General features: G+C 67.5%; 14 protein-coding genes. 9 read left to right on the forward strand and 5 right to left on the reverse strand.

Going from position 1 to position 16,841, the window contains the following annotated elements:
* Window positions 1-86: 86 nt before the first annotated feature.
* From ccmE to RQI43_RS21920, 8 genes are all read left to right on the forward strand, one after another.
* Window positions 87-608, forward strand: a complete 522-nt coding sequence (ccmE, locus tag RQI43_RS21885; protein WP_311276587.1) for a cytochrome c maturation protein CcmE — start codon at window positions 87-89, stop codon at window positions 606-608.
* A 31-nt stretch (window positions 609-639) separates the two neighbouring features.
* Window positions 640-2,649 (forward strand): heme lyase CcmF/NrfE family subunit, encoded by a 2,010-nt coding sequence (locus tag RQI43_RS21890; protein ID WP_311276588.1) that lies wholly within the window; start codon window positions 640-642, stop codon window positions 2,647-2,649.
* Window positions 2,646-3,113, forward strand: coding sequence for a cytochrome c-type biogenesis protein (locus RQI43_RS21895; protein WP_311276589.1), 468 nt, complete (start codon window positions 2,646-2,648; stop codon window positions 3,111-3,113). Before RQI43_RS21890 ends, RQI43_RS21895 begins: the two co-directional genes overlap by 4 nt.
* Window positions 3,114-3,417: 304 nt before the next feature.
* A complete protein-coding gene (locus RQI43_RS21900) occupies window positions 3,418-3,777 on the forward strand; it encodes a hypothetical protein (protein WP_207410806.1) in 360 nt (119 codons plus the stop codon).
* A 171-nt stretch (window positions 3,778-3,948) separates the two neighbouring features.
* Entirely contained in the window at window positions 3,949-5,628 is a 1,680-nt protein-coding gene (locus RQI43_RS21905) for a methyl-accepting chemotaxis protein (protein ID WP_311276590.1), read from the forward strand.
* A 123-nt stretch (window positions 5,629-5,751) separates the two neighbouring features.
* On the forward strand, window positions 5,752-6,456 hold the full coding sequence (locus RQI43_RS21910) for a DUF1007 family protein (protein WP_311276591.1): 705 nt from the start codon (window positions 5,752-5,754) through the stop codon (window positions 6,454-6,456).
* Complete coding sequence (locus tag RQI43_RS21915) at window positions 6,447-7,463, forward strand: nickel transporter (RefSeq protein WP_311276592.1); 1,017 nt, start codon at window positions 6,447-6,449, stop codon at window positions 7,461-7,463. Before RQI43_RS21910 ends, RQI43_RS21915 begins: the two co-directional genes overlap by 10 nt.
* A gap of 97 nt (window positions 7,464-7,560) precedes the next feature.
* A complete protein-coding gene (locus tag RQI43_RS21920) occupies window positions 7,561-8,274 on the forward strand; it encodes a hypothetical protein (RefSeq protein ID WP_311276593.1) in 714 nt (237 codons plus the stop codon).
* A gap of 48 nt (window positions 8,275-8,322) precedes the next feature.
* Here the strand turns inward: RQI43_RS21920 and RQI43_RS21925 are convergent, their stop codons facing one another.
* Window positions 8,323-8,907 (reverse strand): histidine phosphatase family protein, encoded by a 585-nt coding sequence (locus tag RQI43_RS21925; protein WP_311276594.1) that lies wholly within the window; start codon window positions 8,905-8,907, stop codon window positions 8,323-8,325.
* A 171-nt stretch (window positions 8,908-9,078) separates the two neighbouring features.
* Here RQI43_RS21925 and RQI43_RS21930 point away from each other — a divergent pair, with 171 nt between their 5' ends.
* Complete coding sequence (locus RQI43_RS21930; protein ID WP_405030687.1) at window positions 9,079-10,104, forward strand: tyrosine recombinase XerC; 1,026 nt, start codon at window positions 9,079-9,081, stop codon at window positions 10,102-10,104.
* Here the strand turns inward: RQI43_RS21930 and RQI43_RS21935 are convergent.
* The 4 genes from RQI43_RS21935 to RQI43_RS21950 form a co-directional block, all read right to left on the reverse strand.
* The gene (locus tag RQI43_RS21935; protein ID WP_311276595.1) at window positions 10,058-10,780 is read right to left on the reverse strand and encodes a glutathione S-transferase; all 723 of its coding nucleotides are present in this window, start codon (window positions 10,778-10,780) and stop codon (window positions 10,058-10,060) included. The genes RQI43_RS21930 and RQI43_RS21935 overlap by 47 nt on opposite strands.
* Before the next feature lie 145 nt (window positions 10,781-10,925).
* On the reverse strand, window positions 10,926-12,326 hold the full coding sequence (gene lpdA / locus RQI43_RS21940; RefSeq protein WP_056426886.1) for a dihydrolipoyl dehydrogenase: 1,401 nt from the start codon (window positions 12,324-12,326) through the stop codon (window positions 10,926-10,928).
* 114 nt (window positions 12,327-12,440) lie between these two features.
* Window positions 12,441-13,772 (reverse strand): 2-oxoglutarate dehydrogenase complex dihydrolipoyllysine-residue succinyltransferase, encoded by a 1,332-nt coding sequence (odhB, locus tag RQI43_RS21945; protein WP_311276596.1) that lies wholly within the window; start codon window positions 13,770-13,772, stop codon window positions 12,441-12,443.
* Window positions 13,773-13,828: 56 nt separating this feature from the next.
* Window positions 13,829-16,816, reverse strand: a complete 2,988-nt coding sequence (locus RQI43_RS21950; RefSeq protein ID WP_056426891.1) for a 2-oxoglutarate dehydrogenase E1 component — start codon at window positions 16,814-16,816, stop codon at window positions 13,829-13,831.
* Window positions 16,817-16,841: the final 25 nt, after the last annotated feature.

Genomic DNA, 16,841 nt, shown 5'->3' on the forward strand with positions numbered 1-16,841 from the left:
CCAGACGACAGGACAGCCGGATCTGCCCTTCCGCGCCGACCGAGCGCCCGTTCACGAGGCGCCGGAACAGAAACGGGACGAAACTTGTGACTCGCAAGAGCCGCCGCCTGATCCTGATCGCCGCCTGCGGTGCCGTGCTCGCGCTGGCCCTCGGCCTGATCCTGTCCGCCATGAGCGGGTCGATCGTGTTCTTCCGGTCACCCACCGAGGTGACCGCGCAGGGCGTGGCGCCGGGCACCCGCTTCCGCCTCGGCGGGCTGGTGAAGGAAGGCTCGCTCCAGCGCGGCCCCGACCAGAACATCGATTTCGCCGTGACCGACACCAACGCGACGGTCCAGGTGCAGTATCGCGGGTTGCTTCCCGACCTGTTCCGCGAGGGCCAGGGGATCGTCGCCGAAGGGCGGCTCGAGCCGGGCGGCATCTTCCGCGCCGACACCGTGCTGGCCAAGCACGACGAATCCTACATGCCCCGCGAGGTCGCCGATGCGCTCAAGGCGCAGGGCCGGTGGCAGGAGGGCGGCTCCAAGGGAGCCCCCGCCGGGAAAGCCGCCGAGGGCGTGAAGACCGCCGACGGCGAGCCGACGCTCGGACGACGCAGCGAACGATGACCGGTATGACCCTGAGGAAGGACAATCCGACGTGCTGATCGAAGTCGGACATTTCGCGCTGGCATTGGCGCTGGCGCTTTCCCTGGTCCAGGCGGTGATGCCGGTCTGGGCCGCCCGCTCGGGGGACGCGGCCCTGCGCGCCGTGGCCACTCCGGCGGCGCTCGGCACCTTCGCCTGCATCCTGTTCTCGTTCGGGGCGCTCACCTACGCGCATGCCACGTCGGACTTCTCGGTCCAGAACGTGATCGAGAACTCGCACACGGCCAAGCCCTTCCTCTACAAGCTCTCGGGCGTGTGGGGGAACCATGAGGGCTCGATGCTGCTCTGGGTCCTCATCCTGGCCCTGTTCGGCGCCCTGGTCGCGGTGTCCCGGAACTCGGTCCCGCCGGTGCTCCGCGCCAACACCCTGGCGGTCCAGGGTCTCGTGACCTTCGTCTTCGTGCTGTTCATCATCACGACCTCGAACCCGTTCATGCGGGTGAGCCCGGCGCCGATCGAGGGCAACGACCTCAATCCGCTGCTGCAGGATTTCGGCCTCGCGATCCATCCGCCCCTTCTCTACGTCGGCTATGTCGGCTTCTCGATCACCTTCGCCTTCGCCATCGCGGCGCTGATCGACGGCCGCATCGACGCGGTCTGGGCGCGCGCCGTGCGCCCCTGGACGCTGATCGCCTGGAGCTTCCTGACCCTGGGTATCGCGATGGGCTCGTACTGGGCCTATTACGAACTCGGCTGGGGCGGCTGGTGGTTCTGGGATCCGGTGGAGAACGCCTCGCTGATGCCCTGGCTCGCGGGCACGGCGCTGCTCCATTCCACCGTGGTCATGGAGAAGCGCGATGCGCTCAAGGTCTGGACGGTGCTGCTCGCCATCCTCACCTTCTCGCTGTCGCTGCTCGGCACCTTCATCGTCCGCTCGGGCGTCCTCACCTCGGTGCATTCCTTCGCCACCGACCCGACGCGCGGCGTCTTCATCCTCGCCATCCTGATCCTGTTCATCGGCGGCTCGCTTAGCCTCTTCGCCTGGCGCGCGCCGATGCTGCGGCAGGGCGGCCTGTTCGCGCCGATCTCGCGCGAGGGCGCCCTGGTGATGAACAACCTGTTCCTCGCCGCCGCCTGCGCCACCGTCTTCGTCGGCACGCTCTACCCGCTGCTGCTCGAATCCCTGACCTCCGAGAAGATCTCGGTGGGGCCGCCCTTCTTCAACTACACCTTCATCCCCCTGGCGATTCCGCTCCTCCTCATCGTCCCCTTCGGCCAGACCCTGGCCTGGAAGCGCGGCGACGTGCACGCGGCCTCGCAGCGCCTGTTCGCGGCCATGGGTGTCGCCCTCGCCATCGGCCTCGCGGTGCTCGCCTGGACCTGGGGCGGCCCGATGATGGCGCCCATCGGCATCGGCCTCGGTGCCTATCTGGTCGTCGGCTCGGCCATGGAGATCGTGTCGCGGGCCCGCGGCTACGGCAACAGCCGGGCACGGACGGTCAGCGCCGTGATGCGACGGGCCATCGGCCTGCCGCGCTCGGCCTGGGGGACCGCGCTGGCCCATGCGGGCGTCGGAATCGTGGTTCTGGGCATCGCGGCGCAGGGTTGGGCCACGGAGGCCCTGAGCACGGTGAAGCCGGGCGAGTCCCTCACCTCCGGCCCCTACGTGGCGACGCTCGACCGGGTCGGCCCGCGCACGGGCGAGAATTACGAGGAGACGACGGCTTTCCTGACCATCCGCAACACGGCTAGCGACTTCATCGGCACCGTGGAGACGGGCAAGCGCTTCTATCCCAGCCGCAAGATGAACGTGACGGAATCCGGGTTGCTCACCGTCGGGGTCAGTCAGGTCTATGCCAGCCTCGGCGAGATGGTCCCCGGCGGGGCCATCGGCCTGCGGCTCTACTACAAGCCCCTGGTGCTGCTGATCTGGCTCGGTTCCGTCGTCATGGCGCTGGGCGGGGCGGTGTCCCTCACCGACCGCAGGATGCGGGTGGGCGCGCCCGCACGGGCAAAGGAGAAGGCCAAGACCATGCCCGGCACCATGGCCCCCGCCGAATGAGCGCGGCTCGTCTTCCCCGCCTGCTCGTCGCCCTGGCGCTTCTCGCCGGCTCGACGGGCACCACGCTGGCCGTCCAGCCGGACGAAGTCCTACCGGACGCGAAGCTCGAAGCGCGGGCGCGAGATATCTCCTCGGGCTTGCGCTGCCTCGTCTGCCAGAACCAGTCCATCGACGATTCCGATGCGCCCCTGGCGCGCGACCTGCGGTTGATCGTGCGCGAGCGGCTCAAGGCGGGCGACGACGACAGGCAGGTGCAGGATTACGTCGTCGGCCGCTATGGCGAGTATGTCCTGCTGCGCCCGGTCCTTGCCCTGCACACGTTGCTGCTTTGGCTGACGCCCCTGATGGCCCTCGGCCTCGGGGTTTTCGGCCTCTGGCGTCTGTCCCGTCGGCGTGCGGAACACGAGACCAAGCTGAGCCCTGCGGAAGAAGCCGAGATCGCCGCCCTTACCCGACGCGACTGACGGAACGCTCGTGCTGCATTGCAGCATAGGATGCTTCTACCTTAAGCGCGGAGGGGATCGCCTTCCGCCTGACGAATATTTCCCGGCTGAGGAGTAGCAGTTTCAATCGCTCACACTTCAGACCTATGTAATTTTGACATGCACCGAGATATTTTTTGCCGAGTCATGCAATTCAAGCATTGACGCATTGCAACATTCATCTCTTCGCAGCGCAGCATAAAATCGACATATGTCGGTCTCCCGGTGCAACCGGCTCTCCGAACGGGCACTCCCGGCGGACAGTAACCGCACAGGTTCCCTCATCATGCGCATCTCGTCCAAAGCCCTCCTCGCCGCCGCGCTCACCCTCGCTTCCGCTACGGCCTCCCAGGCGGCCGAGCTTTCGCCCGCGAGCGCCCAGAGCGTCGACCTCGGCACCTATCGTGGTTCGGCCTATTACACCGTCGAGAATGGCCGCTACCGCGTGGTCGCCACCCTCGCCAGCGTCAATTCCGGCCATGATCTGCCCCAGGTCATCCGCCTCGTGACGACCCTGAATCCCGAACAGACCGTCCACCTTTCGGTGCCGGGCACGCTTGGCTCCGACGGACGCGAGACCACCATCGCCTTCTCGCGTACCGGCGACAGGGTCGATGTCGCATCGGCCGATTCGACGGCCTACTGAACGGCTCTTTCCTCGGTCATCCGTATCCATCGATGCCTGGGGACGCTCCCTCACGGACGGCCCCAGGCGTTTAATCCAATACTTTCAATTTGTTAGCCGCCTCGATTTAAACTCCCGGCAAGGTTCGGGCGTCATCAGCTTCACGATAGCTTTAGATGACGGAACACATTGATGCGCCTATCCCTCGGCAACAAACTCGCGGCGGTGATGGGGCTTCTGGCACTCGGTGCCTGCGCCCTGTCCCTGTTCAACGACCGCGTGGTGCTGCATCAGCAGGCGCGGGCGGCCGAAATGGACTCGGTCTGGGAACAGGCCCTGTCGGCGCAAAGCCTCGCTCTCGCCATCGAACGGACGGTGGTGGCGGCGGGCGCGGTCTACACGGCGGACGATACCGATGACGCCAAGGCCAAGTTCGGTGGCCTGAAAACCGCCCTCGCCGAAGTCGGCGAGCAGAAGGACGTGTTCCTGAGCCGGATCGTCGGGCAGGTTCCCGATGCGGATCGCCTCAAGCTCGATCTGATGCTGAAGGAGTTCCTGGCCTATCAGACCGATACGGCGGAACTCGGCCTCACCATCTCACCGAAGGCCGCGCTCATCCAGGGCACCGACGAGGCCACCGTGGCGAGCCGCGCCAAGATGGTGTCCGCGATCACACGCATCGGCAAGGACACGCTCACGCGTCTCGGCAGCGAACGCGCGGAGACCGTGGCGGAGATCGAGCAGACCCGCATCATCAGCCTCGTAGCCTCCGGGGCGGTGATCCTCTTCACCTTCGGTTTCGCACTCTGGCTCGTCCTCAAGGAGATCCGCCAGCCGCTGGCCCGCCTCGGATCGGCGATCGATGCCCTTGCGGCCATGGATCTCACCCGGGCCATCCCGTTGCTGGAACGACGCGACGAGATCGGAACCATGGCCCGCTCCATTGCGGTGCTGCGGACCGTCATCGTCGACAAGGTCGAAGGCGATGCGCGTGCGCTCGCTCATTCCGCTCTCGAAGCCGAGCGGGCCGCGCGCCTGGAGGCAGCCGCCCAGGCTTTCGAGGAGGAAGCTCAGCGGGTGGCGCAGGATCTGTCGAGCGCCGCCACTGCCATGGCGGGCGCGGCGGAGGCGGTGTCGGACGCCGTGCGGCTCACGCGGGATCAGACCACCATCGTTTCGGAAGGTGCGGCCGGCGCGGGGCAACAGGTGCGCAGGGCCGCAGCCGCCAGTGCGGATGTCGCGGGTGGTGGCGAGGCGATCGACCGGCAATCGCGGATCCGCGACGGTTTGGGCGCCCTGGCACACCGCGAGGTCACCGCGACGCGCCGCGCCGCCGCCCTCCTCACCGAAGCGGGGCGCGAGATCGGCACCGTGGTCGAGACCATCGCAACGGTCGCCGTGCAGACCAATCTCCTGGCCCTCAATGCCACGATCGAGGCGGCGCGCGCGGGTGAGGCCGGACGGGGCTTCGCGGTGGTCGCCGGCGAGGTGAAGGCGCTCGCCGCCCAGACGGCCGGTGCCACCGAGGCGATCAAAGGACAGATCGAGGCGATGCGGGGCGCGGCTCAGGACACGCTCCGGGCGGTGGAAGCGATCGGCGGAACGATGGATCAGATGGCGGGCGCGGATGCGGCCGTTGCCCTCGCTCTCGAGGCTCAGCGGATCGCGGGCGCTCGCGTCGCCGACAGTGTCGCCGATGCCGAAGCCAGCGCCGACGCCGTGTCCGGCGGCATCGCCACGGTCGAGGAAGCCGCCGCGTCCAGCGCACAGGCCGCCGAATCGGTGAGGAGTGTCGCCGGCCGCGTGGCAGCAGCGAGCCTCGCCCTCGACGAAAGCATTGCGGGGTTTCTCGCCAGCGTGCGGGCCGCTTGACGGAAGGTCGCGCCTCGCTTTCGCCCCACTGAAATCGGAGGAGATCGAGGCGGCGGCCGGACTCCCGGCCCCCGTCGCAGCACCCGTTCAGACTTTCTTTACCCTGACTCGCGAGCGTCCAGCATGGCTTCGCCGACCGCTCTCCTCTCCGCTCGCTCCTTCGTCGCGTCCTCTTTGGCGGCGCTCGCCCTCGGCCTCGGGGCCGCCGCTCCGGCATCGGCCCATCCGCATGTCTGGGTGACCTCGAAGGCCGAGATCGATTACGGCGAGGGCAGCAAGGTGACGGGCATCCGTCACGCCTGGACCTTCGATGCGAGCTACTCGGCCTCGGCGATCCAGGGGCTCGATGCGAACGGCGACGGCACGGTCTCTCCCGACGAACTCGCGGGCCTCGCCACGGACAACACCGCCAATCTCGCGGAATTCGCCTATTTCACCAAGCTCAAGATCGGCGGCAAGGAGCAGACCTTCGCCGATCCGATCGAGCCGCGCATGAGAATGGACGGCGACAGGCTGACGCTCAGCTTCCTTCTGCCACTGAAATCGCCGGTGGCGCAGGGGCGCGGAGTCGCGGCGTTGGAAGTCTTCGACCCGACCTATTTCGTTGCGTTCAGCCTCTCGGAAGATGCGGACACCGCGCGCCTCGTCGGCTCGCCGGCCGGTTGCGCCGCCACGATCACCCGGCCCAAATCCGAGCAGGCGAAGACCGCGGATGCCAAGACTGCCGATGCCAAGCCGGGTCTGTCGGAGGCGTTCTTCGAAGCGCTGACCAACGCCTCGAGTTACGGCGTCCAGTTCGCGAACCGGATCATCGTCGCATGTCCGTAGGCGTGGCCGCCGCATGGGCCGATCATCCGCGCGGCCGGATCGCCTTACGGATCGCCCTGGCCCTCGCAGCGATCGCCTGTGTCGCCCTCGTCCTCACGGCGCTGTCGTGGCTCCTCGGCTCCAGCGTGGCTCCACCGCCGCCCCGCTCCCCATTCGGCGTCGGATTTCGCGAGGCGGCGCCCTCGGCCACCGGGATCGGCGGCTGGCTGCTCGCCATGCAATCGAGCTTCTCGCGCAGCCTGCAAGCCACCGTCGCCGCCATCAAGCAGGGTGGAAGCTGGGGGCCCATGATCCTCATCGGCTTCAGCTATGGCGTGTTCCACGCCGCCGGACCGGGCCATGGCAAGGCGGTGATCGCCGGCTACATCATGGCCGGGGAACGGGCGCTGGCACGCGGCTTCTCGCTCAGCGCCGCCGCTGCCTTGCTGCAAGCTCTCGTCGCCATCGCCATCGTCGCCATCGGCAACCTCCTCCTCAACGCCACCGCCGCCGGGATGACGCGGGCCGGTACGGTGATCGAGACGGTGAGCTTCGCCCTCGTTGCCCTCCTCGGCCTCACGGTGACGTGGCGGAAGGCCGGACGACTGGCGGGGCTCGTTCACGGCGGTAACGCGGCCGCCTGCGCGCCCGGTTGCGGGCATGTCCACCTCAGCGACGCCACCGCCTTCGGCCGCCTCGATTCCTGGCGCGAGCGGGCGGGCGTGGTACTGGCGGCCGGCTCGCGCCCCTGCGCCGGCGCGATCCTCATCCTGGTCTTCTCCGCGTCGCAGGGCATTCTGGCGGCGGGCATCGCGGCGACGTTCGCCATGGCCCTGGGCACGGCCCTGACCACCGGGGTGCTGGCGAGCCTGGCGGTCTTCGCCAAGGCCCTGGCCCTGCGTCTCGCGGGAGGGCGCGGGTCCATGGGGGCAATCGCCGTAGGTGGGCTCGAACTGCTGGCCGGCGCTTTCGTCTTCGTGCTCGGGATCGCCATGCTGGCGGGGCTCGCCGTGGGCGTGGGCGGATAAGATTTTCCTCGTCACGGATTGCCGTCCTGTGGCAGATTTCGGGTGACCCGCCGGTTCGCGGCTGCGTTTTCCCGTGAAACCGACGGAGCCGGCCCGCATGGCATCAGGTTTCGAGCACATCCTTCACTGGCGGTTGCTGTCCGGCTCGCACCCCTTCCCCGGCCCGGATGGCGGGACCTGCATCAACGAGGCGGCGGTCGTCGCGGCCGGCCTACCCTACCGGTCGATCCGCTCCTCTTCGGATTGTCCGCCGTGTTTCTCGAAACCCCTCGCCGCCTACGCGCTCGGCCTCAACGACGCGATGCCGGACGACCAGCGCTCTCGCTTGATGGCCTTCGTCCTGCGCCTCTCCGGCTCCGCTGATACGGCGGAGATAGAGGAGCAACGCACCCGCTTCCTCGCCCTGGAAAGCATTCGTCGGATCCTGCCGCCTCTCCTCGACCGGGCAGGTTTTGCTGATCTTGCCGCTCGCTGTGACGAAGCCCAGGATCTCGAGGCGGGTCTTTTGGCTGCGCAGGCCGCTGCGTGGCGCGGTGGGACCGTGGCCCAGGCCGCGTCGCAGCAGCGGGACTGGCGACGGGGCGCCCTCGCCTCCGCCATCGCTCGCAGCGCGGTGGCCGCAGTGAAGTCGGCCACCGATGCCCGGTCAGCGGCGGAGATCGCCGAAGGTGCATCACCCTTCACCGAGGGCGTCTGGGACAGCGCAGCGACCATCCTCGACGAGGCCCTGACCATCGGACGGCAGGCATCGGACATCGATCTCGTTCAGGCGCAGGAACGATTGGATGCGGCGCGGGCGAGCGCGTCCTGAGCCTGGGCCGACAGGTTCGACAAGGCGGGTGATTTCCGCCGCGTCGGCTCAGACGGCCACCGGCCCCGATGCGAGGTCGAGTTCGGTGGTGGCGCAGTTGTCGAGCCAGATGCCGGTGAGGTGAAAGAAGAACGTGCCGTGGCCGACGACGGCGATGGTCCGCTCACGCCGCTCGGTCAGCCAGTCGCGGAACGTCGCCACGCGACGATCGAAGAGGTGGCGCGGCTCCACATGGACGCCCTCCGCGATCGGCTCACCCTCGGCATGCCACCAGATTTCGGGCAGGTGATCGATATCGAGATGCGGGAATTCCGCCTTCAGCACGGAGGCGGCGCGCCCGACATCGCAGCTGCTCTCCTGGCATTCGCGATGGAGCACTTCCACCAGGATCTCGGGCTTGGCCGGATGATGGCCGAAAATGCCGGCGGTGGTCTGAATGGCGCGGGTGAGCGGGGAGGTCACCACCAGATCGAACGGAATGTCCCGTAGCCGATCCTGGGCCGCCGCGACCTGGGCGAGGCCCCGCTCCGTCAGCCGGGCATCGATATGGCCGGGATCGCGCCCGGTGAGGCGGTGGGCTGCGTTGAAGGTGGATTCGCCGTGGCGGATGCAGACGATGCGTGTCTCGGGCATGCGGGCTCGGATCGGGAGGGACGACAGGGGTAGGATGCGATGATCAAGCGCTGAGCCGCTGCGCCGTTCCGTGAAACAGCCGACCACCGCCACGATCTCCTCGCCCCGTCGGCAACGCTCCGTCAACCTCGGTGGCGTTGAGTGGGCTTTTCGCTCCCGGATCACCGCGCGATGCTCCACGTTCCGCCTCCACCTGCCACTGCCAGCACCATCGCCTTTCCCGGTGACGAGGCAGTCCGGTCCGTCGCCATGGCGTGGCAGGACAGTTTGCTGCGCGAGCGCCGGATGGCCGCGAACACGGTGGAAGCCTATGCGCGCGACCTGCGGCAGTTCCTCGACCACCTGCAGAGCCGGCACGGCACGGTCGGAATCGCCGGGCTCGTCGCATTGAAGCCCCGCGACATCCGTGGATTCATGGCAGCGCGCCGGGCCGAGACGGTGAGCGGTCGATCGCTGATGCGCGCGCTCGCCGGTTTGCGCTCCTTCGCGCGGCACCTCGAACGGGACGGTCACGGCAGCGTGTCCGCCCTCGGGGCGATCCGCTCGCCCAAGGTCGAGCGGCGCTTGCCGCGCCCGATTCCCATCGCCGCCGCCCGCGCCTTGACCGATATCGACATCCGCGCCGGGGAATCCCGCGAGCCCTGGGTTCTGGCGCGTGACGCCGCCGTTCTCGCTCTTCTCTACGGTTCCGGCCTGCGCATTTCCGAAGCCCTCGGCCTCACCCGCCGCGATGCGCCCGTACCGGGAGTGGAGTCGGTGACGGTGATGGGCAAGGGCGGCAAGGAGCGGATGGTGCCGATCCTTCCCGTCGTGGCCGAGGCGGTGGCGGCCTATCTCGCCGCCTACCCCCATGCGCTCGATCCGGAAGGGCCTCTCTTCGTGGGCGTGAAAGGCGGCAAGCTCTCCCCACGGATCATCCAATATGCGGTGGCCTCCCTGCGCGGCGCGCTCGGCCTGCCGGACAGCGCCACGCCCCATGCCTTGCGGCACTCCTTCGCCACGCACCTCCTCGGCCGCCAGGGCGAGTTGCGCGCGATCCAGGAATTGCTCGGCCACGCCTCGCTCTCGACGACGCAGCTCTACACCAAGGTCGACGCCGCCCGCCTGATGGATGCGTTCGAGCAGGCCCATCCGCGTGCGGGTGCGCGCGCTACAGGTCGAGTTCGGGATAGCGTCGGAAGATCCCCTGCTGGTTGAAGGGGATGCGGCGCGGGCTCGCCAGATAGGCGGCGATCCCGGGCCGTTGCCGCACCGCGTCGTGAAGGGCGGCGACGTGGCGGTTTTCGGCGAGGGTCCGCTCCGTCGCGTGGGGGAACGCGTAGAGCAACCCGTCCACGAGTTGGAACAGGGACAGATCGGCGTAGGTCGTGGACCCGCCGACGAGATGGTGGCCGTCGTTACGGCCGAGCACATGGTCGAACCAGGCGAGATATTCCGGAATCCGGTTCGCCTGAAAGTCCTTCGCTCGCCGAAGCGCTTCCGGCTTCTGGTCCTCGTAGGTGAGGCTCACCGCGATGGGATGGTGCGTATCGTGAGCTTCCGCCACCACATCGGCGACGGTCAGCTGGATCTGATGGGTCCAGAGGCGGTCGGTTTCGTCCGACGGCGCGAGGCCGAGCCGGGGACCAAGATAGAGCAGGATCGCCGCCGTCTGGCCGACCACGACGTCGCCATCTCGGAGGAAGGGCGGCGCATAGGACGGCCGCGCCACCGAGGGATCGCCGAGAAAAGCGGTCATGGCGCCGAGGCCCTGGCCCTCCTCCTCTCGCCCGCGGGCGATATCGACATACTCCGCCCCGGCATCCTCCAGAGCGAGGCGGACGAACTCACCGCGTCCCTGGATCGTCGGCCAGTAATAGAGTTCGTAGGGCATCCGGCGCTCCGCTGCGGAAGGTGTGAGACACCTGTTCCAACACGGGCACCCCGTCCGGGGTGCCGAGCGAAGCGACGTTCCCGGACGGCGGCCTACGTCGAACCCGCCCTCCGGCTCATTGCCAAGACGGGGGCGGTAGCCCGTCTCAGATGTGGATCGCCCGCTTGCCGACGGCGAGGGCGGCTTCCTTGACCGCCTCGGTCAGCGTCGGGTGAGCGTGGCAGGTCCGGGCCACGTCCTCGGCGCTGGCACCGAACTCCATGGCGACGGCCACTTCCGCGATGAGGTTGCCCGCATCCGCGCCGACGATATGGACGCCGAGCACCCGGTCGGTCTTGGCATCGGCCAGGATCTTCACGAACCCGTCCGTGGTGTGGTTGACCTTGGCGCGACCATTCGCCGTGAAGGGGAACTTGCCCGCATTGTAGGCGATACCGTCCTTCTTCAGCTCCTCCTCGGTCTTCCCCACCGAGGCGACTTCCGGATAGGTGTAGACCACGTTCGGGATCACCCCGTAATTCACGTGGCCCGATTGCCCGGCGAGGAGTTCCGCCACGGCGACACCCTCGTCCTCGGCCTTGTGAGCGAGCATCGGCCCCGCGATCACGTCGCCGATGGCGTAGATGCCGGTGACGTTGGTGGCGTAGTGGCTGTCGGTCTGGATGCGGCCCTTGTTGTCGAGCTGCACGCCCACGGTTTCGAGACCCAGCTTCTCGGTGTAGGGCACGCGGCCGATGGCCACGAGCACGACGTCGGCCTCGAGCTTCTCGGCTTCGCCGCCGGCGGCCGGCTCCACCGAGACGGTGGCGGCGCCGTCCTTCACCTCGACGCCGGTGACCTTCGACGACAGCTTGAAGACGATGCCCTGCTTGCCGAGGATGCGCTGGAACTGCTTGCCGACCTCACCATCCATGCCGGGTAGGACGCGGTCGAGATATTCCACCACGGTGACCTCCGAGCCGAGGCGACGCCAGACGGAGCCGAGTTCGAGGCCGATCACGCCCGCGCCGATGATGAGGAGCTTCTTCGGCACGGACTGAAGCTCGAGGGCGCCGGTGGAGGAGACGACGATCGTCTCGTCGATCGTCACGCCGGGCAGCTTCGTCACGTCGGAGCCGGTGGCGATGACGATGTTCTTCGTCTCCAGCATCTGGTTGCCGCCATCCTCGGACAGCACCTCGACGCGGCCGGCACCGGCGACCCGGCCAAGGCCGTGATAGGCGTCGATCCCGTTCTTCTTCAGCAGGAACTCGACGCCCTTGGTGTTGCCGTCGACGCCGTCCTGCTTGAACGACATCATCTTCTTGAGGTCGAGTTCGGGCGCGCTGACGATGACGCCCATGTCGGCGAAGTGTTTCGAGGCCTCCTCGAACGCCTCGGAGGCGTGAAGCAGGGCTTTCGACGGGATGCAGCCGACATTGAGGCAGGTGCCGCCATGGGTCGCCCGCTTCTCCACCACGGCGGTCTTGAGTCCGAGCTGGGCGGCGCGGATGGCGCAAACATAGCCGCCGGGGCCGGTACCGATGACGACGAGATCGTAGGACATAGGCTGGTGACTCGCTTGAAGGTTCGGCAGGTCAGGCCCCACCATCGAAGTTCACGCACGCGGAAGCGTCCGGCCGCCCTGCGGCGGCCGGCGGACGGCAGCTGCCGGGTTGTTTCAGAGGTCCAGCACGAGGCGTGCCGGATCCTCCAGCGCCTCCTTGACGCGCACGAGGAAGGTCACGGCCTCCTTCCCGTCGACGATGCGGTGATCGTAGGAGAGCGCGAGATACATCATCGGCCGCGCCTCGATCTTGCCGGCGCGGACTACCGGACGCTCCTCGATGCGGTGCATGCCGAGGATGCCCGATTGCGGCGCGTTGAGGATCGGGGTCGACATCAGCGAGCCATAGATGCCGCCATTGGTGATGGTGAAGGTGCCGCCCTGCATCTCCTCGATGGACAGCTTGCCGTCCCGCGCCTTCTTGCCGAAACCGGAGATCGTCTTCTCGATACCGGCGATGGAGAGGTCGTCGGCATTGCGCACCACCGGCACGACGAGGCCCTTATCGGTGCCGACGGCGATGCCGATATGGTAGTAGTTCTTGTAGACGAGGTCGGTCCCGTCGATCTCGGCATTGACCGCTGGCACGTCCTTGAGCGCTCCGATCACCGCCTTGGTGAAGAAGCCCATGAAGCCGAGCTTGGTGCCGTGCTTCTTCTCGAACATGTCCTTGTACTGGGCGCGCATGGCCATCACGGCCGACATGTCGACGTCGTTGAACGTCGTCAGCATCGCCGCCGTGTCCTGGGCGTCCTTGAGCCGGCGCGCGATGGTCTGGCGCAGCTTCGTCATCTTCACGCGCTCTTCGCGCGCGGCATCGTCGGGCTTCGAGGCGGGGCGCGGCGGCGAGGGAGCCTTGGCCTGCCGGGCCGGCTCCTGAGCCGGGGCCGGGGCCGGGGCGGAGGGCGCCTTGGAGGTCGCTTCGATCATGTCACCTTTGGTGACGCGACCGTCCTTGCCGGTGCCGTTCACCGTCGACGGGTCGATACCGGATTCCCGCGCCATCTTGGCGACGGCGGGGCCGTTATCGCCGGCCTGACGATCGGATTTCGGCGCAGCGGCCTCGCCGTGGTTGCCGTAGGCCGCCGAGGATTCCTCTGCGGGTGCCCTGTCCGCGCCCTCGGATTTCGGAGTTGCTTCTTCCGTGCGGGTGTCGGCCTTGGTCTCGGTCTTCTTGGCGGCGGGAGCCTTGGCGCCTCCGCCGGCGCCGGCCTCGACGATGGAGCCGAGCAGGGCGCCGGGCTCCACGGTCTCGCCGTCCTTCACCAGGATCTCACCGAGTTCACCGGCGGCGGGAGCGTTGACTTCGAGGGTGACCTTGTCGGTCTCGAGCTCGACAAGGGGCTCGTCCGCCGCCACCGCGTCGCCCGGCTTCTTGAACCAGCGGCCGATGGTGGCCTCGCTCACGGATTCGCCCAGCGTAGGAACGAGGATGTCGGTTGCCATGGTGCTCTGTCCGCCCGAATGGTTTGGTCGCGTCGGAGAAGGGGATACCGGGGTCGTCAGACCGCCAGCGCCTCGTTGAGGAAGGCCTGGAGCTGGGCCTGATGCTTGGAAAGAAGGCCGACCGCCGTGGAGGCCGAGGCGGGGCGGCCGACATAGCGCGCCCGCTTCACCTGCGACTGAGCCTGGCCGAGGACCCATTCGAGATACGGATCGACGAAGGACCAGGCGCCCATGTTCTTGGGCTCCTCCTGGCACCAGACGACCTCCGCATTACGGAAGCGCGCCATCTCGTTGGCCAGCGCCTTGAGCGGGAACGGATAGAGCTGCTCCACGCGCATCAGGTAGACATCGTTGACGCCACGCTTCTCGCGCTCGTCGTAGAGGTCGTAATAAACCTTGCCCGAGCAGAGCACGACGCGACGGATCTTGTCGTCCTTCACGAGCTTGATCGTGTCGTCTTCGTGCTCCGCATCGTCCCAGAGCACGCGGTGGAAGGTCGATCCCTCCGCCAGCATGTCGAGGTTCGACACCGCCCGCTTGTGCCGCAGGAGCGATTTCGGGGTCATCAGCACCAGCGGCTTGCGGAACTCGCGGTTGAGCTGCCGGCGCAGGATGTGGAAGTAGTTCGAGGGAGTCGTGCAGTTGGCGACCTGCATGTTGTCCTCGGCGCACATCTGCAGGAAGCGTTCGAGGCGGGCCGAGGAATGCTCCGGCCCCTGTCCCTCGTAGCCATGCGGCAGCAGCAGAGTCAGGCCGGACATGCGCAGCCACTTGCGCTCGCCGGACGAGATGAACTGATCGATGACGACCTGCGCGCCGTTGGCGAAATCGCCGAACTGCGCCTCCCACAGGACCAGGGAATTGGGGTCGGCCAGGGAGTAGCCGTATTCGAAGCCGAGCACGGCCTCCTCGGAGAGCATCGAGTTGATGACCTCGAGATTCGCCTGCCCCTCGCGGATGGAGTTGAGCGAGGTGTAGCGCTGCTCGTTCTCCTGATCGATCACCACGGCATGGCGCTGCGAGAAGGTCCCGCGCTCCACGTCCTGGCCCGACAGCCGGACCCGATGGCCCTCGATGAGGAGCGAACCGAAGGCCAGGGCCTCGGCCGTCGCCCAGTCGATCCCCTTGCCCGTCTCGACGGCCTTGGCGCGGTTGTCGAAGAAGCGCTGGATCGTGCGGTGGAGGTGAAAGCCGGGCGGCGGCGTGGTGATGCGCTGGGCGATCTCACGCAGGATATCGGCCGGCACGCCGGTCTTGCCGCGGCGCGGATCGTCCACATCCTCGCGCACGGCCTTGAAGCCGGACCAGCGCCCGTCGAGCCAATCGGCCTTGTTGGCCTTGTAGTTGCCGGCGACCTCCAGCTCCCCGTCGAGCATGGCGCGGAACTCGGCCTTGCGCGCGTCGAACTGCTCCTGCGTCAGCACACCCTCGGCGATGAGCTTCTTGGCGTAGGTCTCCAGCGCCGTCGGGTGCTTGCGGATGCGCTGGTACATCTTCGGCTGGGTGAAAGCCGGCTCGTCGCCCTCGTTATGGCCGAAGCGGCGGTAGCACAGCATGTCGATGACGACGGGCTTGCCGAACTTCTGGCGGTACTCGATGGCGATCTTGGCCGCGAAGGTGACGGCCTCCGGGTCGTCGCCGTTGCAGTGGAAGATCGGCGCTTCCACCATCTTGGCGACGTCGGACGGATAGGGCGACGAGCGCGAGAAGCGCGGATCGGTGGTGAAGCCGATTTGGTTGTTGATGATGAAGTGGATCGACCCGCCGGTTCGGTGCCCCTTGAGGCCCGACAGGCCGAGGCACTCGGCCACCACGCCCTGGCCGGCGAAGGCCGCATCGCCGTGGATGAGCAGCGGCACGACGCTGGTGCGCTGGACATTCGGCTTGGCCCGCTGGTCCTGCTTGGCGCGCACCTTACCCAGCACCACCGGATCGACGATCTCGAGATGGGACGGGTTGGCGGTCAGCGACAGGTGGACGTTGTTGTCGTCGAAGGTACGGTCCGACGAGGCACCGAGATGGTACTTCACGTCGCCCGAGCCCTCGACTTCGGCGGGAGAGGCCGAGCCGCCCTTGAACTCGTTGAAGATCGCCCGGAACGGCTTCGACATGACGTTCGAGAGCACGTTGAGCCGGCCGCGATGGGCCATGCCGAGCACGATCTCCTTCGCGCCCAACGCGCCGCCGCGCTTGATGATCTGCTCCAGCGCCGGGATCATCGATTCCGACCCGTCGAGGCCGAAGCGCTTGGTGCCGGTGTATTTGAGGTCGAGGAACTTCTCGAAACCCTCCGCTTCCACCAGCTTGTTCAGGATCGCGCGCCGGCCCTCGGGCGTGAAGGAGATCTCCTTGCCCTTGCCTTCGATACGCTCCTGAATCCACGCCTTCTCCTCCGGGTTGGAGATGTGCATGAACTCGACGCCCAGCGTCTGGCAGTAGGTGCGCTCCAGAATCTCGACGATCTCGCGGATGGTCGAATATTGGAGGCCGAGCACGTTATCGAGGAAGATCGGACGGTCCCAATCCTTCTCCTCGAAACCGTAATGCTGGGGGTGCAGCTCCTCGTGGTCGCCGCGCGGGGCGAGGCCGAGGGGATCGAGCTTGGCGTGGAGATGGCCGCGCATGCGGTAGGCGCGGATCAACATGATCGCGCGGACGGAATCCTTGGTCGCCTGCTCGACCGAGACGCCGCTGGCGGCGACGACGGCCGCGCCGTTGGCAGCCTTGGCGCCATCGATCTTCGCGGTGTCAGACTTCGCGCGGATCTTCTCGCCCACCGCCTTCTCGACGGTGGCCCAGTTGCCGTCCAGGGCCGAGACCATCTCGCCGTTGGCATGGACCGGCCAGTTCGGCTTCTGCCATGAGGCGCCGGCGGCATTCTTCTCGGCAAGGCCGCTCTCGTCACCGAGGGATTTGAAGAAATCCTGCCACTGCGGATCGACCGAATGCGGATCGCGGGCATAGGCCGCCTGCAATTCCTCGAGATAGGCGGCGTTGCCGCCGGTGAGGAACGAGGTTTCGAGAAGCGCGTCCTGGCGAGCCATCTTCGATCATCCTACCGCTTGGCGG

The sequence above is a fragment of the Methylobacterium sp. WCS2018Hpa-22 genome, assembly GCF_031843785.1.
Classification (GTDB): Bacteria; Pseudomonadota; Alphaproteobacteria; order Rhizobiales; family Beijerinckiaceae; genus Methylobacterium.